The organism is Corynebacterium stationis (assembly GCF_001941345.1).
Lineage (GTDB): Bacteria > Actinomycetota > Actinomycetes > Mycobacteriales > Mycobacteriaceae > Corynebacterium > Corynebacterium stationis.
In genome coordinates, this window is the sequence record NZ_CP009251.1 from 1,382,237 (window position 1) to 1,406,500 (window position 24,264).

The 24,264-nt window shown below is 54.6% G+C and carries 20 protein-coding genes; 3 read left to right on the plus strand and 17 right to left on the minus strand.

The window, feature by feature from the left end; translation table 11 throughout:
• Together CSTAT_RS06440 and CSTAT_RS06445 are read right to left on the minus strand one after the other, a co-directional pair.
• On the minus strand, positions 1-765 hold the full coding sequence (locus CSTAT_RS06440) for an SDR family oxidoreductase (RefSeq protein WP_075722861.1): 765 nt from the start codon (positions 763-765) through the stop codon (positions 1-3).
• Entirely contained in the window at positions 752-1,885 is a 1,134-nt protein-coding gene (locus CSTAT_RS06445; protein WP_075722862.1) for a M24 family metallopeptidase, read from the minus strand. Before CSTAT_RS06445 ends, CSTAT_RS06440 begins: the two co-directional genes overlap by 14 nt.
• Before the next feature lie 68 nt (positions 1,886-1,953).
• Here CSTAT_RS06445 and CSTAT_RS06450 point away from each other — a divergent pair, with 68 nt between their 5' ends.
• Positions 1,954-2,616, plus strand: a complete 663-nt coding sequence (locus CSTAT_RS06450) for a serine protease (RefSeq protein WP_244892918.1) — start codon at positions 1,954-1,956, stop codon at positions 2,614-2,616.
• Between the two features lie 6 nt (positions 2,617-2,622).
• Here CSTAT_RS06450 and CSTAT_RS06455 read toward each other — a convergent pair whose 3' ends face one another.
• From CSTAT_RS06455 to CSTAT_RS06500, 10 genes are all read right to left on the minus strand, one after another.
• Positions 2,623-5,430 carry a DEAD/DEAH box helicase gene (locus tag CSTAT_RS06455; protein WP_075722864.1) on the minus strand — a complete coding sequence of 936 codons (2,808 nt, stop codon included), beginning with the start codon at positions 5,428-5,430 and terminating at the stop codon, positions 2,623-2,625.
• 86 nt (positions 5,431-5,516) lie between these two features.
• Positions 5,517-6,590 carry a twin-arginine translocase subunit TatC gene (gene tatC, locus CSTAT_RS06460; RefSeq protein ID WP_083640728.1) on the minus strand — a complete coding sequence of 358 codons (1,074 nt, stop codon included), beginning with the start codon at positions 6,588-6,590 and terminating at the stop codon, positions 5,517-5,519.
• A 98-nt stretch (positions 6,591-6,688) separates the two neighbouring features.
• A complete protein-coding gene (gene tatA, locus CSTAT_RS06465; RefSeq protein WP_075722866.1) occupies positions 6,689-7,129 on the minus strand; it encodes a Sec-independent protein translocase subunit TatA in 441 nt (146 codons plus the stop codon).
• 60 nt (positions 7,130-7,189) lie between these two features.
• A complete protein-coding gene (locus tag CSTAT_RS06470) occupies positions 7,190-9,214 on the minus strand; it encodes a helix-turn-helix transcriptional regulator (protein WP_075722867.1) in 2,025 nt (674 codons plus the stop codon).
• Positions 9,215-9,248: 34 nt separating this feature from the next.
• Positions 9,249-10,688, minus strand: coding sequence for a Pup--protein ligase (gene pafA / locus CSTAT_RS06475; RefSeq protein WP_075722868.1), 1,440 nt, complete (start codon positions 10,686-10,688; stop codon positions 9,249-9,251).
• A 6-nt stretch (positions 10,689-10,694) separates the two neighbouring features.
• The gene (locus tag CSTAT_RS06480) at positions 10,695-10,886 is read right to left on the minus strand and encodes a ubiquitin-like protein Pup (RefSeq protein WP_066793966.1); all 192 of its coding nucleotides are present in this window, start codon (positions 10,884-10,886) and stop codon (positions 10,695-10,697) included.
• 72 nt (positions 10,887-10,958) lie between these two features.
• A complete protein-coding gene (gene dop, locus CSTAT_RS06485) occupies positions 10,959-12,527 on the minus strand; it encodes a depupylase/deamidase Dop (protein WP_075722869.1) in 1,569 nt (522 codons plus the stop codon).
• Entirely contained in the window at positions 12,512-14,113 is a 1,602-nt protein-coding gene (arc, locus tag CSTAT_RS06490) for a proteasome ATPase (RefSeq protein ID WP_075722870.1), read from the minus strand. Before arc ends, dop begins: the two co-directional genes overlap by 16 nt.
• A 145-nt stretch (positions 14,114-14,258) precedes the next feature.
• Positions 14,259-15,095, minus strand: coding sequence for a tRNA (adenine-N1)-methyltransferase (locus CSTAT_RS06495; RefSeq protein ID WP_066793973.1), 837 nt, complete (start codon positions 15,093-15,095; stop codon positions 14,259-14,261).
• Between the two features lie 43 nt (positions 15,096-15,138).
• Positions 15,139-16,389: a M18 family aminopeptidase gene (locus CSTAT_RS06500; RefSeq protein ID WP_075722871.1), complete on the minus strand. Its 1,251-nt coding sequence runs from the start codon at positions 16,387-16,389 to the stop codon at positions 15,139-15,141.
• A 47-nt stretch (positions 16,390-16,436) separates the two neighbouring features.
• Here CSTAT_RS06500 and CSTAT_RS06505 point away from each other — a divergent pair, with 47 nt between their 5' ends.
• Complete coding sequence (locus CSTAT_RS06505; RefSeq protein ID WP_211273029.1) at positions 16,437-17,348, plus strand: RecB family exonuclease; 912 nt, start codon at positions 16,437-16,439, stop codon at positions 17,346-17,348.
• 130 nt (positions 17,349-17,478) lie between these two features.
• The gene (locus CSTAT_RS06510) at positions 17,479-18,636 is read left to right on the plus strand and encodes an HNH endonuclease signature motif containing protein (RefSeq protein ID WP_075722872.1); all 1,158 of its coding nucleotides are present in this window, start codon (positions 17,479-17,481) and stop codon (positions 18,634-18,636) included.
• Positions 18,637-18,767: 131 nt separating this feature from the next.
• Here the strand turns inward: CSTAT_RS06510 and CSTAT_RS06515 are convergent, their stop codons facing one another.
• The 5 genes from CSTAT_RS06515 to CSTAT_RS06535 form a co-directional block, all read right to left on the minus strand.
• Positions 18,768-20,432 (minus strand): formate--tetrahydrofolate ligase, encoded by a 1,665-nt coding sequence (locus CSTAT_RS06515; RefSeq protein ID WP_075723829.1) that lies wholly within the window; start codon positions 20,430-20,432, stop codon positions 18,768-18,770.
• A gap of 139 nt (positions 20,433-20,571) precedes the next feature.
• Positions 20,572-22,170, minus strand: coding sequence for an aspartate ammonia-lyase (gene aspA, locus CSTAT_RS06520; RefSeq protein WP_075722873.1), 1,599 nt, complete (start codon positions 22,168-22,170; stop codon positions 20,572-20,574).
• Positions 22,171-22,335: 165 nt separating this feature from the next.
• Entirely contained in the window at positions 22,336-23,181 is an 846-nt protein-coding gene (gene hisG / locus CSTAT_RS06525) for an ATP phosphoribosyltransferase (protein WP_066793986.1), read from the minus strand.
• Positions 23,182-23,259: 78 nt separating this feature from the next.
• Positions 23,260-23,523 (minus strand): phosphoribosyl-ATP diphosphatase, encoded by a 264-nt coding sequence (locus CSTAT_RS06530; protein WP_066839830.1) that lies wholly within the window; start codon positions 23,521-23,523, stop codon positions 23,260-23,262.
• Between the two features lie 51 nt (positions 23,524-23,574).
• On the minus strand, positions 23,575-24,264 hold the full coding sequence (locus CSTAT_RS06535; RefSeq protein ID WP_075722874.1) for an HAD family hydrolase: 690 nt from the start codon (positions 24,262-24,264) through the stop codon (positions 23,575-23,577).

Below are 24,264 nucleotides of genomic sequence, written 5' to 3' on the forward strand. Positions count from 1 at the left end.
TTACCTCGGCATGCGGCGCCAGATTGCGCGCGGCACCAGGCGCATAATGAAAGCCAGCACAGCTAGTCTGCGCGGAATCCACAAGGTGACACTGCGCGGTTTCTTGGTAAGTTCCGTGGGAATCTGCGCGGTGATGGCATCAGCTACAACATCGGGGGTTACCGACATCGGTGCGGGCTTCATGCCTTCAGTCATGGAACCAATGACAAAGCCTGGGCGTGCGGTAATCAGCGCTAGATCTTTGCTCTTATCCAAAGTCAGCTTGTCCGCAAGCCCCTGGCAAAAGGCATCCAGTCCGGCTTTGGTGGAGCCGTAGACATAATTTGCGCGCCGGGCTCGCCACCCGGCAATCGAGGAAAAGGCGACGATGTGTCCGCGCGACATGACATCGGAAAGCACTGTGAGCATCGATACCTGCGCTAGGTAGTCCACCGTGGCGATATCTACCGCATGGTGTTCATCGTGCTCGGCCTTGTCCTGCTCGCCCAAGATGCCAAAGGCGACTACCGCACAGGTAATCTCACCCGCGAGCTGCTGCGCATGGATTATCACTTCGCGGTGTGTGTCCACCGCCGTCGCGTCGAAGTCCACTTTGTGTATGTCGGTGGCACCGAGGGTGCGTAAATCATCGACAAGCTTGTCCATGCCGTGCGTACCACGCGCAGCGAGCACAACTGGACGACCTGGGCACAACCTGCGCGCCAGCTCACTACCGATATCGCTGCGCCCACCGAGGATGAGGACAGCGCCTTTAGCGGAGCTCACGCGGCCCCAGGTTCAAAGATTCAATGCCATCTTTGGTCGTGGTCACGATATCTTCAATGCGCATACCCCACTTGCCCGGCATGTAGATACCTGGCTCGATGGAAAAGGCCATACTTTCCTGGATAACCAAGTCATTGCCAGCGATGATGAAGGGCTCTTCGTGTCCACTGAGCCCAATGCCGTGGCCTAGGCGGTGGGTGAAGTACTCGCCGTAGCCGGCCTGGCTAATCGGGGTGCGTGACGATGCATCAATCTCTTCTGCCGTGCGACCTGGCTTGGCAAACTGCAGCGAGGCCGTCTGCGCATCCTGCAACACCTTGTATGCGGCGAGGAAGTCTTCGGGAGCCTTCGTGATATCTCCCCCGGCAACGTAGGTGCGCGTGCAGTCCGAGTGGTAGCCACTAGCCAGGGTGCCTCCGATATCGACTACCACTGGGTCGCCGGCATTGATAACGCGATCGGAGAAGCTATGGTGCGGGTTGGCACCGTTTTCCATCGAACCGACGATTACAAAGTCGACGCTGACGTGCTCTTTGAGAATCAAAGCCTCAAGATCGTCTGCTACCTCACGCTCGGTGCGGCCTGGCTGCAAAAGCTCCGGCACCTGTCCGTGCACGCGATCAATGGCTTGCGCTGCCTTGCGCAGTTCATCGATCTCCGCTGGGTCCTTGGAAGAAAAGAGCTCAGCCAGTGCAGTGTTGGCGAGCACCCACTCAGCGGAAATCAAACCCTGCAGCTGGAAGAGGTGATCTGCTGTCAACGCTGCTGTGGCTGCAACCTTGCCTGCATTCCGGCCGATAACGCCAGCAACCTGGCCGTAGATGTCATCGCCGTCGTTCCAGCCGTGCACCTGCACATCCAGCTGCGGAACTGGTGATAAGTTCAGATCCAAAATATCGGTGCCGGGTGCGAAAAGCTGCGGGGTGCCTTCCGCCGGGATGATCAGCGCGGTCAAACGCTCATGCGACGACAGCGTCGACCCCACGAGGTAGAAGAAATCCTCGCCGGTGGCCACGACCACTGCATCAATGCCGGCCGCCTTCGTTATTTCCTGCGCACGCTTTAAGCGCTGTGCGTAGACTTCCGGTGCAAAAGTAGTCAATAAATTCATATCTGCCATGATAACCCTCTAAGGCTGCGAGATTTTAAGACCGCCGGTAGTCGACGGGTTTGTCTATGGTGGGCAAGGTGAACGAAGAATTGAACGCAGTGCCTGAGAACTTAGCGGTTCGTATCTCCACTGGGCCAAGATACTGCTCAGGAATGTTGGTGGCCCCTGACTTAAACGCCTCCGATGAACCGGTGTCTACCCCGTTGGTCCTTACCTGCGCGCACTATTTTCGTACCGCGCCGCTTAATTCCTTCAATATCCGCGGCCGCGGTTTTTGCGGCAAGCTTGATGCTGTGCGCGTCATTAATGGCACCGACATCGCTATTGCGCGCCTACGCCGCTCGGCACCGCCGCGGAAACTACTCGGAGTCGGGTCTCAGTTCTTCTACCCCGGTATGAAGACGGCGACTTATGGATTTGGCGGGAACTCCGCCGAGGCAAACGCGAAACCCGGTGCGGTATTATTTCCGACCCCGCTGTCAATATCACGCGGCGGAGTCACATTCGTGCGCCCAGCAGCGATTCAAATCAATAGCCCCAAGGCAATCAAAGGTGACTCCGGTGGGGCCGTGCTAGCTGCGAGGCACAAGGACGGCCAGCTATGCATCAACGCGGTACAGTCTCTCATCCTCGACCCGCTGGGGATCAATTTCGGGCTCGCAACCGTAGCACCGCTTCGACCGCACCTTAAAACCCTGCGCCGGGCGGCCGATAGCTTAATGGCGATGCCGCGTAGCTAAGCACCACTAAGCGCCGATGGCTACTACCCCGCGCTGGATGGCATCGACTGCGCGCCGGGCATTGGCTTTCACTTCATCGGTATAAGCCGTCTTTGCAACCTGCTGCAATAAGTCAATGGCTTGGCGGCATTGGCGCACAAAGTCACCAGGGGTTAATTCTGCTCCGGACTCAGCTGCAGCCGACATGCAATAACCCAAAGGCGCGCCCGCTGCCCACTGGTGCAAGGCCAAGGCAAACCCGGCCTCTGGCTGACGAGTTAGCGGCAAATTGTGCAGTCGCTCATCAGTGATCAATTCCTCGTGGATGCGCAAAGTCGCATTCATCGCATCTGCCATCCGGTCAGTTGCTGCATCAGGTGCCCCAGAAGTCTCCTTGCGGTTTTCAAAGGAGCACATGGAGACCACGCCCGCCAGCTCCGCTGGGTCAAGGTCATCCCACACGCGGCGTTTGAGGCACTGCGCCACCAGCAGGTCACACTCATTGTGAATGAGAGCCAAACGCTCGCCTTCATCTGTGATGACTGGGGTGCGGTCTTCGCCGACGCCTTCGAATTCGACATAGTCCATCTGCGCCAACAAGTCGACGATGCGCTCAAAAGTCTTACCCAGAGTATCTGTTGCGCGCTCTACCGCAGTGGTGAGTTTCTTTAAGTCGCGTTCCCTGCGCGCCAGCTTTTGCGCCAAAGCTGCCAGCTGTTCACGATCGGTAGCTGGCCATTCATGGACTGGGTGCAAACGGATGGCGTCGCGAAGCACCCCAACCTGTGGGTTTGGACGACTGCGCGGCTTGACCTTCATGCGCTTTGGACGGTCAAAGTGCTGACGACGGAACTGATCCTGGACGAACTTGGCGTTTCGACGTGGGTTCTTCTGCACCGAACGCGGCAACTTCATATGCCCGATCACAATCGGAGGGTTTTGAATGCCACTGGCATCAATGCGGCCTGACCATCCGGTTTCTGTGGTGATCCACGGGCGTGGATCGGCAGTTTGGTTGGCAGGGGTAGCCACTACTGCCAACGTCGGATGCTTCTTGCCGGCAAGCGCAATGACATCGCCTACTTGCAGTTTGCCCAAAATTTTGACGACTTCTTTAGAACGCTCATGGCTCTTGGACTCATTGGACTTGCGCTCTTCTTCTGTGAGCTCACGGCGCAGATCGATGTAATCGAGCAGCATATCGGTAGCGTCATCATCATCAGGGACTGGTGGCGCCAGCAAGCGCAGCAATTCATCCAATTGCCCGCGTAAGTCATTGATGCGGTGCTCTGCACGTTCGATTTGGCGGGATTCTTCCACCACTGAGTCATCTGCTTGGAACTGTGCGAAAGACTTTTCCAACAGGCGCAGGGAGTCTTGGTAGCCCAACATGCCAAGCAAGTTGATGGCCATGTTGTAACCAGGCTCAAAAGTCGAAATCAACGGGTAGGTACGCGTTGAGGCAAGCCCTGCTACTTGACGTGGATCCATGGCTGGCGCCCACATCACGACTGCATTACCGATGGTGTCAATGCCGCGTCGACCCGCACGGCCGGTCAACTGCGTGTACTGACCTGGGGTTAAATCAACGTGCGCTTCGCCGTTGAACTTAATCAGCTTTTCCAACACCACGGTGCGCGCCGGCATATTGATACCCAGAGCGAGTGTTTCAGTAGCGAATACCGCCCGAACCAATCCTTTGACAAAGAGGTCCTCGACGATGTGCCGAAACGCTGGGAGCATGCCCGCGTGGTGCGCGGCAAAGCCTCGCGAGAGAGCCTGGCGCCACTGCCGAAAGTTTAGGACCTGCAGATCGTCTTCTGGGATGCCCTCGACGCCGGCGTCCACGATGGCCTTGATTTCTTCTGCTTCTTCCTCGGAGGTCAAGGTCATGCGCGAGCGCAGACACTGATACAGAGCACCATCGCAACCTGCGCGCGAGAAGATAAAGGTGATGGCCGGCAGCATATTTTGCCCCTGCAGGATCTTTAGTACCTCTGGTCGCCCTAGTGGGTGGTATCGATCCTGTGGGCGCGGTGCGCCGGAACGGCTTGGCCTGTCATCACGTGGTTCACGCCCATTGTGGCGTGCGCGAGCGCGGAAGCCCTTTCCTGATTTATAGTCGTCGCGACCTTCATCGGCAGAACCTGCCTCAAGTCGCGCGATACGACGTGCTAACTCTGAATTTACCTGCCCGCCAGAACTTGGCTCGAAAAGTGGGAAGATTTTGCGCCCGAGCAGCATCCACTGATCCAGCGGCACCGGACGGTGCTCGGTAACGATGATCTTGGTATCGCCACGCACCGTGGAAAGCCAATCACCGAATTCTTCGGAGTTAGAAACGGTTGCGGATAGACCGATGATTGAGACAGATTCATCAAGGTTAAGGATGACTTCTTCCCAGACCGCACCGCGCGAGGCATCAGCTAGGAAGTGGATCTCATCCATCACCACGTGGCTAAGACGATGCAACGCGGAAGAATCTGCGTAAATCATGTTGCGCAGAACCTCAGTCGTCATCACGACGATGTCAGCACCGCCGTTGATGGAGACGTCACCGGTGAGCAAACCAACAGCCTGCTCACCGTGCTCCGCAACTAGGTCGTGGTACTTCTGATTACTCAACGCCTTAATTGGAGTGGTGTAAAAACACTTCGTCCCCTGCGATAAAGCAAGGGATACGGCAAACTCGCCAACGATGGTCTTGCCAGCGCCGGTCGGTGCGCACACAAGTACGCCGTGTCCGTCTTCAACGGCCTCACAGCCCGCAACCTGGAAATCATCCAGGGGATGTGACAATGTTGCTCGGAATTCCTCAAGATGCGGGTGATTCATAATAGCCAACACTACCTGCTACCAGCAGGTAGTGCGAACAGGAACGCAGCTATCCACGCTAAATGAACGCCGTGCTGTCGACTTTCCTAGAGCACATCATCGAAAGGGTTGGCTTTAGGCTTTTGCGGGTTGGTTTCAGAGAAGCTTTGTTGGAACTGCTGCGTTGGGATGTTCTGAATTGGTGCCGCGGGAGCAACCGGTTGTACTGGAGCAATTCCGCCGTCAGCTCCGATTGGTGCGGATGGCGCAATCGGGCCAGAAGATTGTTCATCGTCTAAGTCCAGCCACTCTGGGCGTTCTTCACCGCGGCGCTTGTCATTGATGCGGCAGAACTGGAATGCCAATTCCACAAGTAAGGTAATCGCCGCAGAAAGGATCATCATGGAGATTGGATCTCCGCCCGGGGTCATAAACGCAGCGAAGATCATGATGCCAACGATAATGGCGCGGCGTTTATCAGCCACATGGTGGTACTGCAACACACCGACGAGGTTGAGCATGACCAGAATTAATGGCACCTCGAAACTCACGCCGAAGATGGTAAGCAGTGCCAAAAGGAAGTTGTAGTATTCATTACCGGTTAACGCAGTGATCTGGAATTCATCACCCATGCTGATGAGGAATTCCAATCCCAATGCCACGATGAAGTAAGCAAGTACTGCGCCAGCTACGAATAATAAAACAGCAAGCGAGACGAACGTGACGGTGCCACGCTTTTCGTTCTTGTGCAGACCGGGGGTGATAAAGCCCCAGATTTGGTACAGCCAGACTGGGGAAGAAAGAACGACGCCAGCCAATGCGCCAACTTTCAAGCGCAGAATAAACATTTCAAAGGGCTGCGTAGCCAGAAGTCGACATTCACCATCCGGGGTAAAAGCCGCACGCTGTTCTGCAGGTAAGGAACAGTAAGGGCCACGCAGTATTTCTCCTAATGGTGGTAGTCCAAATGGTGAGGATTGGTACCAGATGAAACCCAAGATGGTGCCGACAGTCAGAGCAAGGAGGGAAACGATGACGCGCTGCCGCAACTCTTGGAGGTGCTCAACAAGAGTCATCTCCCCCGTTGTATTGGCTTTTCTCGCGCGACGCTTAGCTTGTAGTTGCTGGAGTCGTTGAACCGCTCCGCTCTTACCCGAACGTGCTGGCCTGCCGTTAGACATAACCTTCTATCCCCTACCGAAATTCACAACGCCTCACAAGCATGCTCACGAATCCTTCGTGGTGAATGGGGCGCCTTATACAATTTTACCGACAGCGATTACTGCTGCTGTGGAGGATAATTGTTTCCGTAGTTACCACCCTGCTGCGGGTTGTTGCCTTGCTGTGGATTGTTCCAATTTTGCTGCTGCTGCTGTTGTTCCCAGTTCTGCTGTTGTGGGGAACCGCCCTGTGGGTAGCCCTGCTGTGGCTGACCAGCTTGTGGGTAACCTTGCTGTGGGTTGTTGTGCTGTGGATACTGGCGAGGCTGCATGTTGGGGTCTTGCCAGAACTGATCGTTTCCGTTGCCCTGGGTTAGCTCGCCCTGCGGCTTGTTTTCCTCACGAGCCTTGGACTCGTTGGTCATCTCGGTGACTTCGGATTTGAAAATACGCATGGAACGACCCACTGAACGGGCCAAATCCGGAAGCTTTCGGGATCCGAAAAGCAATAAGATCACTACAATGATGAGGATGATTTCTACGGCACCTAAACCTGGCATGAACTAACTCCAAAGATTGGGCGGGTACCTTGAAATTTTAGGTGCCCGCAGCCTAAATACTTACGTTAGTTTCTGAGTATAACGAGCAAGCGCCGCAATTGCGTTTTCCGCAATGGCAACCGTGATACTTTCAGGGCGTGTCACACGCAGCCGATCGGCATTGCTCAACGCAAAACGGACAAACCATGAATCCCGGCCAATTGGCATAGACCCCTCAATCCAGCCATTTCGCGCGGTTTCGGCTAATGAAATGTCGTGATAATCTGCGAGCCAGCTGGCAGTTTCGTGTAAAAATATTGTGGCTTTATCGCTTGAGCCAAAACCAAAGGGGTCTGTGGGATCGATCTCAGTACTCGCCGATTTGGGGGTGGCAGCGGTTTCTAGCACCTCAACATCGCGCATGCGGTCTAGACGAAATGTCCTGTGAGCGTCCCGGTCTTTGTCCCACGCGCTGAGGTAAAGCTCCGCATCAGCTAAAAAGACGCGAACCGGATCTGCTGTACGCGAGGTGGATTCATTCTCGCCGGGAGACCAGTACTCAAAACGCACCTGCTTATTGGTGTCAATAGCCATCGCTAATGCCGCCTGAATCTTAGATTCCTCAGGTGGGGTCGTCGCCAGCGAGTCATAGATTCCTTGTGTCTTGGTATCCATGATCCCGCGGATTTTATTTGCCGCAGCTCGCACGGCCTGCGGATCAATCAGACCGGGCATCGATTCAAGGGATTCCAGCGCCAGCAGCAAAGCACTGGCTTCGGTGGGAGTCAGGCGCAGAGCCTGGTCCATGCCCTGGCTGTCAATGATATTGACCTTGCGAAAATCCCAAGACAAGTCAATAAGGTCCTCGGTATTTTGCGTGGCGCCGGACAAAAATAAAGTGTTGAGCGCCGCGACGAGTTCTTCATGCGACATGTCCAAATCCGAAGCCGCTTCCATCATCGACTTATCAGGATGGCGCTTAAAGTACGGCAAGATATTGGTCATCCGCACCAGCCGGTGAATACGCGGGCCGAGGTTCGAGTTTTTCGGTGCAGAATCTTCGGCTTCTTCATCGCGGCGCCAGGTGGTGGGACTGCCATCGAGATCGACAAGATTCTCGTCCAGGGCTTTCTTCGCTAGCTTTGCGATGTCCTCCTGAATCTCACCCGGCTCAAGCACTTCCGCGGAATCTGCGTACGAGAGCGCGGTGCGCGTTAACCAATCGGAGGAGACTTTATCCAGGAAGTAGATGCCATCGCCTTTTTCTTCGGCCTCTTCAATGAGCTCAATGGCCTTATCGGCATCCACGCGAACCGTGGCAGATGTTTGACTGCGACGCAGTGCATCGTTGACTAAAGACTGCAAGGATTCTTGCACGGGCGGATGAGTAGCCTTCTCATCACGAGCTTTTACCGAAGTAACGCGCAGAATCCGGAATACGCGTGGGGCTTGCTTGTCGATGTCATAGCCCACCAAATACATACGATTATGGTGAACTACTAACCCCCACGGATCCATCACGCGGCGCTGCGCCGGAACGCTAGGTTGTGGCTTATAGTCAAAGCTCATCCGCAGCCCGTTGCGAATAATCGTGTTGATATCGCGAATGATGATGGGCTTAACCAAAGTTATATCTGCAACAGCAGTGTGCACGGGGCTAGGACCGTTGCTGCGTGATGCACCCGAGGCCGCAAGTTTGCTAAAACCGGATTGCGAAAAGTCAGCGAGCCCGCCGGTACTGCCAAAACTTGCGGCCACGCTCAATGCCATGGCCTCTTCCGGAGTGAACTGGATATCGGGAAGGGCGTATTGCTCAGTAAGTAGCTGGTAGTGGGTAAAGCCGTTAGTATCGCGCGAATGAGAAATCGGAATGCCAGCATGACGCAAGGTCAGGATGTCACGGCGCAAAGCCTTATCAAAGGCTTCGTCCGATTTATCTTTGTAGCCTTGCACGCTGCGTCGAATCCACTCGGCGGTCCGCGTGGGGTTAGCACCGCTATTAGCAGCGCCTAAAAGGGCCAGATATAAGCTAATGTGCCGTCCAAGTGCAACGTATTCTTGACCGGCGGAGCCTTTCATTGGCTTATCGCCTGACCCAATTCCCATTCGGCGTGCCCTTTCAGCTTTAGACTGCAAACTATCAATCGTGCATGTGCTCTGTGATGTAGTCTATCAACCCTGCTAGGCGTTCATCTTCAAAAATGAACGGATCTGCAAATTCCACGACCTGTGGCTCTGGGCGGTTTACCTTCAACCGCGTCCAATCGACAGTGAAATCGGCGCCATATTCGCGAGCTCTGCTGAGAAACTCCCCACGCAGCTTCGCGCGCGTGGTCTGCGGCGCGATATTTACGGCCTGGGCAATCGCTTCATCATCGGTCCAGCGCGACACCAAACCCTTGCGCATCAGCACGTCATACAGGCCACGACCTGGACGGATATCGTGATAGCTCAAGTCAATTTGAGCAAGTTTCGGATGCGACCAATCCGACTGCAACCGGTCACGGTATTTATCCAGCAGATCCTTTTTGATAACCCAATCGATATCATGCTTGACGGAGGAGAAATCCTGAGTGCGGATAGCTTCAAGCACGCGTTTCCACAGCTCCACTACCTTGGCCATCTCTGCCGTGGGAGTTCCTTCATCAGGACGGTGCTCCAGCCACTTCTCGGCGCACTGGCACAAGACAGTTTGAATCTCGAGGGCGGTCATCTGTGAGGATGGAGCGGAATCATCGACAAGCTGCACCGGAGTTTGACCCGTGAGATCCAAAGCGATTTCGCGAATATGCGCGATGGGGTCTTCGACCTCTAAATTCGGCAGATCGAAATTCGCCTCAATCATCTCCAACATCAACAAGGCGGAGCCGACCTTTAACGCAAAGGTAGGTTCTGCCATATTGGAATCGCCCACGATGACGTGCATGCGGCGAAAACGTGACGAATCACCATGCGGCTCATCGCGCGTATTGATGATGGGGCGCGAGCGCGTCGTCGCCGAAGAAACACCTTCCCACACCTGATCAGCGCGTTGTGATAGCACAAAACGTGCCGGTGAGTTCGTCTTTTCCGGCGCGACCATCCCGGCCCCGCAAATAAGCTGACGCGTGATCATAAAAGGCATCAACTTCCGCGAGATATCGCGCAAGACCATGTGGCGGGAAATCAGATAGTTCTCGTGACAACCATAGGAATTGCCCTGGCTATCCACGTTATTCTTAAACAGAATTAGGGACTTCGCCAGACCCATATTCTGCAAAGTCGACTCTGCTTGGACAGCCAGGTCATTAACGATGGCATCGCCCGCGCGCTCATAGTTGAGCAATTGCGTCAGGCTATCGCACTCCCCTGTCGCGATTTCTGGATGCGAGCCGACATCTAAATAAAGACGCGAGGCATTATCAGTAAAGATATTCGTCGCCTGGTGCTTATCGACCACGGGGCGAAAAAGCTCGCGCGCTACTTCATCTGGGGTCAGATGACGCTGCGATGGCTCCGATAGAGCGGTAATGCCGTATTCGGTCTCAATACCCACGATGCGGCGGGCATAGACCGGCGACTGTGGTCTGTGGAAAGTCATGAGGTCTTACTGACCGCCCTTTTGGACATAAGACTTCACAAACTCCTCTGCGTTCGACTCCAACAGGCCGTCAATCTCATCTAATAAATCATCGGTGCCCGTCGTATCAACGTGAACCTGACCAGCTGCTTGAGCCTCGTCATCGGCTGAATTATCTCCGCTACCGGAACCATAGACCTGGGATTGCTTTTCAGACATTATTTCTCCTTTTAGTGCTTTGAACTCTTTATCGCCAGTGCATTCTCTTTATCGTTAGTGTGCAAACGCACACTAACGTCGTACTTTAATGGGCTTGGCTGTCCGTTGTATGCCAATTCCCTGCTCCTCGAGCTTTTTAACCAGCCCGGACACCGTGGAAGAGGCATCGATAATCTCCCCTACTGCCTGGTGGTTGAAGCTGCCCACATCATCGAAGCGAATGTGCGCTAGGTGTGCTGTGGTATCTGTGCCTTGCGTGACTTGGTGCTCCTGCACGGACATCACTTGCCAGTTGGTAGCCAGCACATCCTCGCCGAATTTCTCTGTGACCCGGCCACGGAAATACGCCCGGGTATCTTGTGGTGGCGTGGTCTTAGCAGCCTCGATTTCGTCTGGGCTTACCAGAGTTCGCATCCGCCCCTTGCGCACGAGCGCGTGATACAAAGACTTTGCGGGGTCGATATCGGTGTACTGCAGGTCGATGAGAGCCAGTTTCGGATCATCTAAAGCAACACCGCGGTTGGTAAAGCCTTTAATGAGGCGATATTTTGCGACCCAATCGAGAAGATGGGCGGCGGACAGGGGGTCATCGACAAGCAATGCGACAACCTCATCCCACGCTTCAAGCACCTTGGTATCTACCTCAGAAGCTGGTGTGACCCGCTCGCGGTAAATGGTTAAAATCTCCAAAGCACTAAGCTCACGACCGTCTTTGAGCTTCAGCTTGTGCTGCAAACTCAGATCGCGGCTGACGTTCTTGATCTCCGCGACGGGGTTGGCAAGTTTCAGATCGCTAAAATCAACGCCCTGCTCGATGGCATCGAGGATCATGGAGGTCATGCCGAGCTTAAGCAGGTTGGAAGTCTGCGACATATTGGCATCGCCAACGATGACGTGCAAGCGACCCCAGTGCTCGGCGTCGGCGTGTGGCTCGTCGCGGGTGTTAATGATGCCGCGGTTAAGAGTGGTCTCTAGCGTGATTTCCTGCTCCATGTAATCGGCACGTTGGGAAATCTGGAAACCTGGCTCGGAGCCATCTTGTTCCAAACCGACACGGCCGGCGCCGGTTACCACGATGCGCGCGACGAAAAACGGGATCAGTGCCTGCGCCAACATGTCGAAGTCCGTATCACGGGAGTACTGGTAGTTTTCGTGCGAACCGTAGGATGCGCCCTTGCCGTCGACGTTGTTTTTATACAACTTCAACGGTGGGCAAGGTTCGCTATTCGCTAGAACGGATTTGCCTTCGGCGGTGAGGCTGGCGACCGCTGCCGCAGCATCGAGCAAGACACCATCACCGGCGGCGTCATAGACCATGGCATCCCAGGCATTAGAACATTCCGGGGAGGAATATTCGGGGTGTGCGTGGTCAACATAAAATCGCGCGCCGGCGGGCGTGACCACATTGGCAACGCCAATCGCGTTGGGATCCACAACGGGCACAGTGGAATAGCGCTTGAGATCGAATCCGCGCATATCGCGCAGCGGATGTTCTTCGGCGAAATCCCACCGCGAGCGCGCGGAAGTAAACATTGCGCCGTAGGCGACCACCGCGTGCGTCGAGGTGATGATCGGGGAAAGCTCTGGCCACTCAGGCGTAGAAATACCGTATTCGGTTTCGGTACCTAGGAAACGTGCCATGTTGAACTCCTAAAACCTAAAAACTCGATGCTCTCAATCTTTAGCCCTTGAGTCAGCGGGCTGGAAGAACCACCATCGATGGTCTTGACCCATTCATCCGCATTCGTCTTGGTGGGCAAATGCTCGCTTTCAGCTTGCTCAGCTGCAATAGCTAGCGACAAGTGCGCGCGGTCAATGCCTTTGGGTCCATCTGGATTCAGCAGAGAATCTTTAATAGCCAGCTTCTTCGCGCGCGACATGATATTCGCGATCATCGCACCGGAGACAAAGTCCCGGTAGTGCAAAACGCGGTCCGAACCATCATCAAAGTGGACGCGGACAAAGGGGCGATCGCCAAAGAGCTCGTCGGTGGCAAACTCGATGAGATCTTGACGCTGGCCAATGTGCGGAACATCTTCTGGGAAGTGCGAATCAAAGATATCTTTCGCACCTTGCTTATTCGGGCGATTGACGCGCACCTTAATGTCGAGGCGGCCAGGGCGCATGATTGCTGGATCGATGAGTTCATCACGGTTGGTCGCGCCGATGATGATGACGTTGTCGAGCTTTTCTACACCGTCTAGCTCCGTCAGCAGCTGCGGGACGACGGTGGTCTCCATATCCGAGGAAACGCCGGAGCCGCGGGTGCGGAAGATCGATTCCATTTCATCGAAGAAGATGATGACAGGGCGGTTGGGGTTAATTGCCGCAAGCTCGCGTGCGCGCTCAAAGATCATGCGAATGCGGCGCTCGGTCTCACCAACGAACTTATTGAGCAGCTCCGGACCTTTGACATTAAGGAAGTAAGAAGAAGACTCCTCTCCCATTTGCTGCGCCAAAGAATTCGCCACGGCCTTTGCAATCAGCGTCTTACCGCAGCCCGGAGGGCCGTACAACAGCACGCCTTTGGGTGGGCTCAGTGCATAATCGCGGTATAGCTCTGGGTGCAAGAAAGGAAGTTCGACGGAGTCGCGGATCTGCGAAATTTGCGCATCCAAACCGCCAATATCCTCAAAGGAGACATTGGGGACTTCTTCCAACTGCAGTTGCGAGACTTCAGTTTTATGCACGTGCTCTAAGATGATGCCTGCACGGCTATCGATTAGCACCGTATCACCAGAGCGCACCGAATCTCGCAGATGCTCAGCGATAATTGCGATAGATTCTTCATTATTGCTTGCTAAAACCACCGCGCGGTCAGAACCGATGCGCTCGGACAAAGTGGCAAGTTGGCCATCGCGTGGAAAACCGCAGCCTTCTACAACAACCATGCCGTCGCCTAAGCGAACCAGCTGGCCAACTTTTAAGGTGCCTGGTTCTACCTGCGGGGAGATCTTCAAACGCATGGGCCGGTTATTGGTATAAACTTCGGCGTCTCGGCGTGAATCATGCGGACGGCCGGAGTAGCCCAAAAAGATTCCATATGAGGATGCGGGTTCGGCTAATTCGTTAACATCTGCAGCCAATTGCTGCAGTTTATTGCGGGAACTTTGCAACAACGAGGCAAGTGAAGAATTGCGTTCACTAAGCTTGCGCACCTGAACGCGTAACTCACTCGCGTTATGGGCGTCTAAATTCTTTTCTTGGTCTCGGTTGGATTGTGACATGAGTCCACCTTAGCGCTTTGAGTAACCTTGCCGTTCAAAACCACGCGGTTAAAAATAAGGCAAAGCTTACCCAATTAAAAACGCAGGTCAACGAGTGTGACCTGCGAGATATTAATACCGTGGGTGGGTAATTTTAGGGGTAATGCTAGCGGCGCGCACGTCGCTTTACCGCTGGTGGAGTCACACCATCAGCTAGACGACGGGTCCAAATCAAAAAGGCCGTGTGGGCATTCATTCGGTGCTCCGGACGGGTTGCAAGACCTTCCACCTTCCACTCACGTACCAAAGACTCCCACGCGCGCGGCTCGGTAAAGCACTTGAGCTCACGCAGGCCTTCCATGACCTTCATCAGCTGCGGCACGGTGGCAACATAGGTCATAAACACGCCACCTGGGATGAGCAGATCGCGTACGGTCTCCAAGTGCTCCCACGGCTCAAGCATATCCAGGACGATCCGGTCGACCGGGCCGCCGAGATCGTCTACGGTGACATCTCCTAGATCGCCTAAGCGTGGGGACCACCATTCGGGTTTGCTGCCGAAGTACTCTTCAACGTTATTCTCGGCAAATTCCAGGTGGTCTTCGCGGATCTCATAGGAAAATACATGGCCTTCAGGCCCCACCGCACGCAGCAAGGTCATAGACAACGCGCCTGAACCAGCACCCGCCTCCAAGACACGTGCGCCCATAAAGATGTCGCCTTCGACCAAGATCTGTGCCGAGTCTTTCGGGTAAATCACGGCAGCGCCGCGCGGCATGGAAAGGACATGGTCAACCATGAGGTGACGGAAGAGCAGGAAATCCGAACCGAGCGTGGAGGTGACCACGGAGCCCTCATCCATGCCCACGATCTGCGAGTGCTCAATGATGCCGCGGTGGGAGTGGAACTTCACTCCCTCTTCCAGGACCAAGGTGTAGTGGCGACGTTTTGCATCGGTAAGCTGCACTCGGTCACCGTATTGAAATGGACCGGAATAAGGCATGTGAGAATCTCCTTTAGCGCCGAAAGGCTAGGCTCTAGTTGTTTTAACCAACCAAGTATGCCTTAAGTGCATCGATCATCCATAGTTGGTCCTGCACGCCCACAAGTTCACGGGCGGAGTGCATGGACAATAACGGCACACCCACATCCACGGTGTCAATGCCCAAGCGCGTTGCGGTGATTGGACCAATCGTGCTGCCACACGGCACGGCGTTATTACCGACGAAACGCTGCACTGGAACTCCAGCACGCGCACAGGCGGATTCCCACAGGTGGATAGAGGTGGCATCGGAAGCGTAGCGCTGATTCGCGTTAATCTTTGTCACCGGGCCCTGGCCAATCAACGGGTGATGGGTCGGATCGTGCTTGACTGCATAGTTAGGGTGCACGCTGTGCGCGGCATCGACGGAGATGCACGAAGAGCGTGCATAGATCTGCCGGCGTTCTTCTTCATTCTTGCCTAATGCCGCGGCGGTACGGGTGAGCACATCCTCCAAAATCGGTCCCGCGGCACCATAGCGTGATGCCGAACCGACTTCCTCATGGTCAAAGGCAGAAAGAACCAACACATCCTCGCCGGAATAGTCCTCGGCCGCGCTAATGAGTGCCTGCATGCTTGCCCACACCGAAGAAAGATTATCCATGCGCCCGGCAGCCAGGAACTTGTGGCCAGCGCCAAAGACTTCGCCGCGTTGGGAATCTACGGTAATAAGGTTGAAAGCGGAAATCTCCTCGGCATCCACCTCAAGCTTTTCAGCAAGCACCTGGGCGAAAGAAATATCGTCAGCATCTAGGCCAATAATCGGCTGTACATGCACCTGACGGTCTGGCTCAAAGTTCTTCTCACGGTGCAAGTGGATCGCCAAATTAGGAATGCGCACCAAAGCACCAGTATCAACCAGACGCCGCGAACCATCCTTTAAAACCGCCTGACCCGCAAGTTTTAACTCGCGGTCAAACCACGTGTGCAAAATCGGCCCGCCATAGACCTCAACTGCAAGCTGCGACCACCCAGCATTGCGAAAATCCGGATTGGGCTTCACCATAAACCCTGGTGAATCCGTGTGCGAGCCTACAATCTTAAATCCCCCGGTGAAATTTTCTGGCACAACCCAGGCCATCACTGCCCCGCCGCGCACCATCACATATCCACCGGGAGTAGATGGCCACTGCGCGGTTTCATCGACACGCACAAAACCAGCGTCCTGCAACCGCGTGGCTACTACCTCAGCGGCATGGTAGGAGCTTGGCGATTGCTCGATAAAATCAATAAAGTCTGCAATGGTATTTTCCATACCCTCTACTGTGCCATTTCTTTGGCTCGCGTTAAGCTTGAAACACCATGAATCTCCCCCATACATCTGTTTCTAGCTCTACTTCTAGCTCTTCTGACACAACTTCCACGGCTGCAGACGAGCAACAGCAAGCACAACCTAGCGCACCACGTCGCCCCCGGCCGCTAGCACTGTCACCATCGCGCGCTAGCGATTACAACCAGTGCCCTTTGCTATATCGCCTCCGGGCGATTGACCGTTTGCCCGAACCGAAGACCATCGCGCAGGTTAAAGGAACATTGGTGCACGCGGCACTGGAGAAGACACATGAGCTCCCGCGCGATGAGCGCACCTATCCCCGCGCCGTGAAATTTCTCAAGCCCGAGTGGGAGCTCATGTGTGAAAAAGACACAGAACTTAAAGATTTAGTACCAGAGGAAGAAACTCTAGACTTTCTCACTGACGCCCGGGAGCTGGTCAAGGGCTATTTCCAGATGGAAAACCCGCAAGGCTTCGACGCCAAAGCAGTTGAGATGTACGTCGATACCGTCTTGCCTAACAACGTGCCCGTGCGTGGTTTTATTGACCGCGTTGATGAATCGCCAACCGGGCAAGTGCGCGTAGTGGATTATAAAACCGGCAAGAAGCCCAAGCCGCAGTACTCCCACGATGCGCAGTTCCAGATGCGTTTTTATGCCCTGGTGTACTGGCGGATCCATGGTGTTATCCCAACGCAGCTACGCCTGATGTATTTGAAGGTATTCGATTCAATGTTCTTGATGCCCTCGCGGGAGGAACTCGAGTACTTCGAGCGCGATTTGGGTGACCTATGGGCCAAGATCGAAGGCGATGGCAAGGAAGGCGTTTTCCGCCCCAAGAAATCAAAGCTGTGCGGCTGGTGCTCTTTCCAGGACCTGTGCCCCGCATTCGGCGGTACCCCACCAGAGTATCCCGGGTGGCCAGGTTCCACCGCAGATTAGCTTGTCGATGGCTCCTAAACCGCCTGCCTGTGGATAACTTCGCCTGTTGCGTGATGTGTCAACGTAGTTATCCACAGGTTTTTGACCTTCCCCTAGCGCGGGCTTGCAAAGGCATTTTAGTGTCGAAGGCATGGATAAATACGAAGAATTTATGGCTCTCACCAGCCAAGCAATAGCCATCTTAAAAGACATGTCTAAACGCTCGCCATACGACATGGCAAGCGATGGCATGGCTCGCAAGACCGCCAAGAATTTCACCCAGCTTTCCGATGTCCTTTTCGGCCCCACCGACTCACCTCGCCTACAACGCGAATCAGTAGCACTTGCTGAAGAGCGGGGTTTAAGCCTTGAGTATTTAGAGATGGTGGAAAAGCACGCCAAGAAGTTGAAGAAGCGCGGTGCCGCTTGGCGCTTGCGTGCAGAACTTATCGCGTTTGAAGGCACCTTCGAAGAAGTCGAAGCCTACGCCAAGAAACGTGTCACGGAAGAAGGCGGCGACACCAAGAAGAAGCGCGGCGTTCGCGTCGGCCGGGCTATTGACGGTCTACGCACCATAAGTATTACCGATACCCAGTGCCGTATTACCGATTTAGAAAAGACGCTTGATGTTGGCATCAAGCACGATGAGGACCAGCCACGCTCTGAAGCATTGCTCGAGCCTTTCTGGGAACTTCTCGAAGGCAACGGCACTGGTCTCATCAAGCCCGAATACCGCACCGTCATTGCTATTGGCCTCGATGACTTCGCGAAAGTCTCCTGCGGCAAAGGCGAGGACGTCGTTGTTGCGTTATCCGACGGCACGACCATGACCGGCGCTGAATTCATCAACGCTGCGATGGCCGGCTCCCTTGGTGACAAGCTCTATGTCGGTCTCTTTCACCCTACCGCCGGCCCGGTCAACCTTTATGAGGCCCGCTTCGCGTCCGACAAGCTACGAACTTTAGCCATGGCAGAGAATCTCGTCTGCCCGTGGCCAGACTGCAACGTACCAGCCGATAGATGCCAGATCCACCACATTGACGCACACAAGAACGGTGGACACACCAAACCATCGAACCTCACGATGCTGTGCAAGTATCACAACGGCGTCAACGACGACGGTGACCCGGGCAATCCCGGGTCACAGAAAAGAAAAAACAAGCGAGGAAACGGGAAGCCGAGTCCGGGTAAACCCAAGCGCGGCAGGATGCGCCGCCACCGCGGCAAAGTCCGCCTGCACACCCCAGGCGGCAAACTGGTGAGCAATACGCACCACGTGAGCAGCATGGGGGCGATGGACCTTATCTAATCACCCCAGCCTCCAACAGCGGCAAGTCCCGAGGCCTCGACTAGATCCGCCGAAGTTTTAAAGCAGTTCTAGCGCAACAGGTGCGCTCAACAAGCGTGGCACACTTGTCAATTTGTCATGCCTATTTTGAGTTAGAACAGGCCAGAGATGCTTCCGCTTGCATCGACATCGATGTTATTGGCCGCAGGTACCTTGGGTAGCCCGGGCATGGTCATGACATCACCGGTGAGAACGACATTGAAGCCTGCACCGGTGCGTGGGATGATTTCGCGCACGTGCAATGTGTGGCCTTCAGGTGCGCCCAGTTCCGTAGGATCATCGGAGAAGGAGTACTGCGTCTTGGAAATCACCACCGGCATGGTGTCCCAGCCGTTGTCTTTTAAGGTTTGCAGATCACGAAACGCCCGCTTGGAGTACTGAACTTCCTCTGCGCGGTAGATTTCCTTGGCGATGGTGTCAATCGACGCTTCGACGCCGTGCGCCGGATCATAAAGCGGAGTCGAGGTTCCCTCCAGATTGTTTAGCAACGTTTGCCCCAGCTTTTCGGCACCCGCACCTCCTTGGGTAAACACATCGGCCTCTGCGTAGGCAACATCGAAGTCTTTCGCCCACTGGCGCATAAAGTCACGCTCTGCCTCGGTATCGGAGTGGAATAGGTTAAGCGCTACGACCGGACGGATGCCGAACTTCCGAATGTTTTCTACGTGGCGCTCCAAATTCTCAATGCCTTTGGCCAGCGCCCCTAGGTCTTCTTTCTGCAAATCCTCGCGAGCAACGCCACCGTTGTATTTTTGGGAGCGAATAGTCGCGACAACCACTGCCCCATCGACGTTAAGGTCGCCGAAGCGAGCTTTGATATCGAAGAACTTTTCGCCGCCGAGATCCGAGCCAAATCCAGCTTCTGTCAGCGCGATATCGCCAAGATTAAGAGCTGCCTGCGTAGCTAATAACGTATTGCAGCCATGGGCGATATTGGCAAACGGTCCGCCGTGCACAAAAGCGGGCGCTCCACCTAATGTCTGGACCAAATTCGGCAGCAAAGCATCGCGCATTAGAGCAGCCAAGGCACCTGCAGCCTTAAGGTCGTCAGCGGTAACCGGCTGGTCATCGAAAGTAAAGCCAATGGTAATTGCGCCCAATCGGCGTTTGAGATCCTCCAAGTCGGTCGCAAGACCCAAAATTGCCATTATTTCCGAGGCCGCCGTGATAGTAAATCCAGTTTCCGCGGCAGCACCGTTAACAGCCCCGCCCAGACCAGTGACCACCTTGCGCAGTGCACGGTCATTGACATCCACGCAGCGCTGCCAAGTGACCTTATTCGGGTCAATATTTAACACATTGCCCTGATGGATATGGTTATCGATCAAAGCGGCCAAAGTATTAGTCGCAGCGGCAATCGCGTGGAAATCACCCGTGAAGTGCAAGTTAATATCTTCCATGGGCACAATCTGCGCAAAACCGCCGCCGGCCGCCCCACCTTTGAGACCCATCACAGGGCCTTGGGAAGGCTCACGAATTGCGACAATAGATTTCTTACCCAGGCGGTTGAGCGCATCAGTGAGACCAATAAGGACCGTAGATTTTCCTTCGCCTGCCGGAGTTGGGGAAACACCGGTCACCAACACCAATTTCCCGGGCTTGCCCGCCTTGGGCAGCTTTTCGATGTCTACTTTGGCCTTGTTCGTTCCATACGGAATGAGCGCTCCAGCAGGGATTCCTGCGCTAGCGGCAATCTCAGCAATCGGGTGCAGCTTATGGGCTTGGGCAATTTCTACGTCACTTAGATGCTTTGTCATACCTTCCATCGTACGCAGTGCATTTAGGCGTTTGAACCACCACCCACGTGATCTAAATTCGCCTTCAAAAGCAATGAAAATGCCCTCCACTCGGGAGGGCATTTGTCACATCAGTTGTTGCTTAATAAGCACGCGGGATTTATTCGTCCACGTAGAGCTGGCCACGGAACTCTGGGTGCATGAGGTTTTGAACAGAGAGCACCTTGTCCAGAGTTTCTTCATCCATAAAGCCCTTATCCAAGACCAGTTCGCGTACGCCGCGGCCGGTTTCGAGGGACTCCTTGGCGATGAGGTCGCCATTGTGGTGACCGATAAATGGGTTGAGGTAGGTAACAATACCGATGGAGTTGACCACGTAGTCGCGGCAAACATCAGCATTGGCAGTAATGCCGACGATGCACTTCTCGCGCAGTGTATCCACGGCGTTGCCCATGATACGAATCGACTGGAACAAAGCCTCGCCGATGACTGGTTCCATGACGTTGAGCTGCAATTGGCCTGCTTCAGCCGCCATAGTTACGGTCTGGTCATTGCCGAAGACCTTGAAACAAACCTGATTAACAACCTCGGGGATAACTGGGTTGACCTTACCTGGCATGATCGAAGAACCAGCCTGGCGTGGGGGAAGGTTGATCTCACCTAGGCCAGCGCGTGGACCCGAAGCCAAAAGACGCAAGTCGTTGCAGATCTTGGACAGCTTCATGGCGGTGCGCTTGATCGCAGAGTGCAGCAGCACGTAGGCGCCACAGTCGGAGGTAGCTTCGATCAGATTGCGTGCAGTCTTGATTTCCAGATCAGTAACTTCGCTCAGCGCAGCAACGACCTGGTGGCGGTAACCGGCCGGGGTGTTAACACCGGTACCGACAGCGGTTGCGCCGAGGTTAACCTCGAGCAGCATGCCCTGCGCCATGCGCAGCACGGCCTGCTCTTCCTGTAGGTTGCGTGCAAAGGCCTGGAATTCATCGCCAAGCGTCATTGGAACCGCATCCTGGAGCTGGGTGCGGCCCATCTTCAAGATGTCCTGGAACTCATTGCCTTTGGCTGCCAAGGAATCTTGTAGCGCGCAGATGCGCTCGATCAGCTTGTTGATAGAGAAATACAGCCCCAAACGGAAACCGGTTGGGTAAGCGTCATTCGTCGACTGTGACATATTGACGTCGTCATTTGGGTTGATGACGTCGTAGCTGCCCTTCTTCTCCCCCAGGTATTCCAACGCAAGGTTGGCAATGACCTCGTTGGTGTTCATGTTGGTCGAGGTACCCGCGCCGCCCTGGAAAACATCCAGCGGGAACTGGTCCATGCAACGGCCTTCTTCGAGAATCTGGTCACAAGCCCAGACAATGGCTTCGGCCTTCTTCTTTGGCAAGGTGTGCAAACGACGGTTGGCCATGGCCGTGGCCTTTTTCACCATCACCATGCCCCGGATGAACTCGGGGATGGAGTTGACGGTGACATAAGAGATTTGGAAGTTATCCAGCGCACGCATGGTGTGCACGCCGTAATAAGCATCTTCAGGAACCTCAAGTTTGCCCAGAAGGTCTTCTTCCACGCGGGTCTTGATATTAGAGGTCTTTACAGCCTTCTCTGCCGCGACTGCTGGACCTTTTAACCCGGTTGCCGCTGGAATTGACTGATTATCTGTCGCTTGAGCATCGGCTGTTTTCGCGGTTGCTTCGGCAGATTTCTCCGGTGCTGACTTATCCTGCGTGGATTCGTCCTTCTTGGAGGTCTTGGCCATGTTTTTCGCGCTCCTTGTTCGGATACGTGCCTGATGTCGCAGCAGAAAACCACGGTGATGTTTTCACCGTGGTTTTACTGGAGGTAATCAAGCAAAACTGAAGTGTTCTGCAACAATCGTAACCGCGTTCACATGGCGTACGAACCAAATCAGGTTTTTATACCCCTAAATGCGGGCAATGCGAAGCTCTGAAGCCAAAATTGCTTCGGCTCCGAGCTTTGATAAATCATCCATGAGCTGGTTCGCTTGCTTCTTTGGCACCATCGCGCGCGCTGCGACCCAATCTTCACGCGCCAGTGGCGAAACAGTCGGCCCCGTCAGTCCCGGCGTGATGTTTGTGGCGGCATCCAAGTTGTCCTTGTGGATGTTGTAGTCAATCATCAGGTAGTTATAGGCGTTCAAGATGCCTTGAATGCGCTTGAGAATGACCTGCTCATCTTCGGTGACATCGGTGTCCACGCGCTTGATGACTACAGCTTCGGAGTCAATCAATGGCTCGCCGAAAGGTTCCAGCCCGTGCTGGCGCAGCGTGTTACCAGTGGAAACGACGTCTGCGATGACATCGGCAACGCCAAGTTTGATGGAGATTTCCACGGCGCCATCAAGACGGATGACCTCTGCCTTCATGCCGTGTTCGGTCAGGTAGTCACGCACAACATTTGGGTACGAAGTCGCGATGCGCTTGCCGTCGAGGTCTTCAACTTTCCAGTTCTGCCCCTGTGGCGCGGCGTAGCGGAAAGTAGAAGAACCAAAACCTAAAGGCAGCAGCTCTTGAACCTTGACGCGGGAATCAGCGGCCAGGTCACGTCCGGTAATTCCCAGGTCCAGCAGACCCTTAGCAACATAAATAGCGATGTCCTTCGGGCGCAGGAAGAAAAACTCCACGCCGTTTGCCTCATCGACGATGTTGAGAGCTTTGGTCATACCGCGGGACTTGTAGCCAGCCTCGCTCAGGATTTTCACCGCCATTTCAGACAGTGAGCCTTTGTTCGGAACAGCAATCTTAATCATGAATTGGTCCTTCGAATTTTTCTATTTCGCCTATCCGCGTCGAAAACACTTCAGTTGTTAAGCGGATACGAAGATTATTTACAGGTTCTTGTAGATGTCATCCAGGGTGATGCCACGATGGAGCATCATCACCTGGGTCCAGTAAATAAGCTGTGACATTTCTTCAGCCAGTTCTTCGTCGGACTGGTATTCCGATGCGATCCACACTTCGCCGGCTTCTTCGATGATCTTCTTGCCGATGAAATGGGCGCCCTTGTCTAATGCTTCAACCGTGCCTGAGCCCGCTGGCCGCTCACTGGCTTTTTCTGCAAGTTCATTAAACAAAGTCTCAAAATTCTTCACAGTTACCTATTGTTCCATAGATAGTTGATTTCGCATGCCATTGCCTAGCTTTTACCCCGAAATGCGGGCAAACCAGTCGTAGACATCGGCAGCCGTGGCACCGTCAAGGTGCTTATTGCCGCTTAGCTTTTCGATGCTCACTGCGCCTTCTGGAACTTCCATCTGCGCATATTCGGGCAGCCCAATAACCTGACATCCAGCGGCTAAAGCAGCGCGCATACCCGTTGTAGAGTCCTCGAATACCAGTGCATCGGCGGGATCGACTCCTGCGCGGCGAGCGGCTTCAAGGTACATATCCGGGGCAGGTTTACCCTCTGCTACTTCATCGCCACAGATGGTGTCGACGAAGAAGTGACGGCCCACAGTATCGATGGCGGAATCTGCTACGTGTCGCACGGTATTTGTGGTCACGAACATGGCCATATCATCGCTTTTAAGCTGCGTCAGAAGATTTTGAATGCCTGGGAATATCTCGAGGCGCTCGGCGAAAAGCTCGCGCGTCTTATTGAAAGTCAAGGCCTGGTACTTCGGATAGTCTTCAGGGGTTAGTTCCACGCCTGCAGCCTCAGCGCAAATGCGCAGGGTGTTTTCGAAGGTCGAACCAACCGTGAGCTGCCTTTGCTCTGGGGTGAGCCGTTTGCCCAATAGTTCAGAGAGAAAATACGTTGCTTCCTCCCACAATGGTTCTGAGTCGGTGAGGGTGCCGTCCATATCCCAAAAGATGGCGAGAGGTTTCTTCAT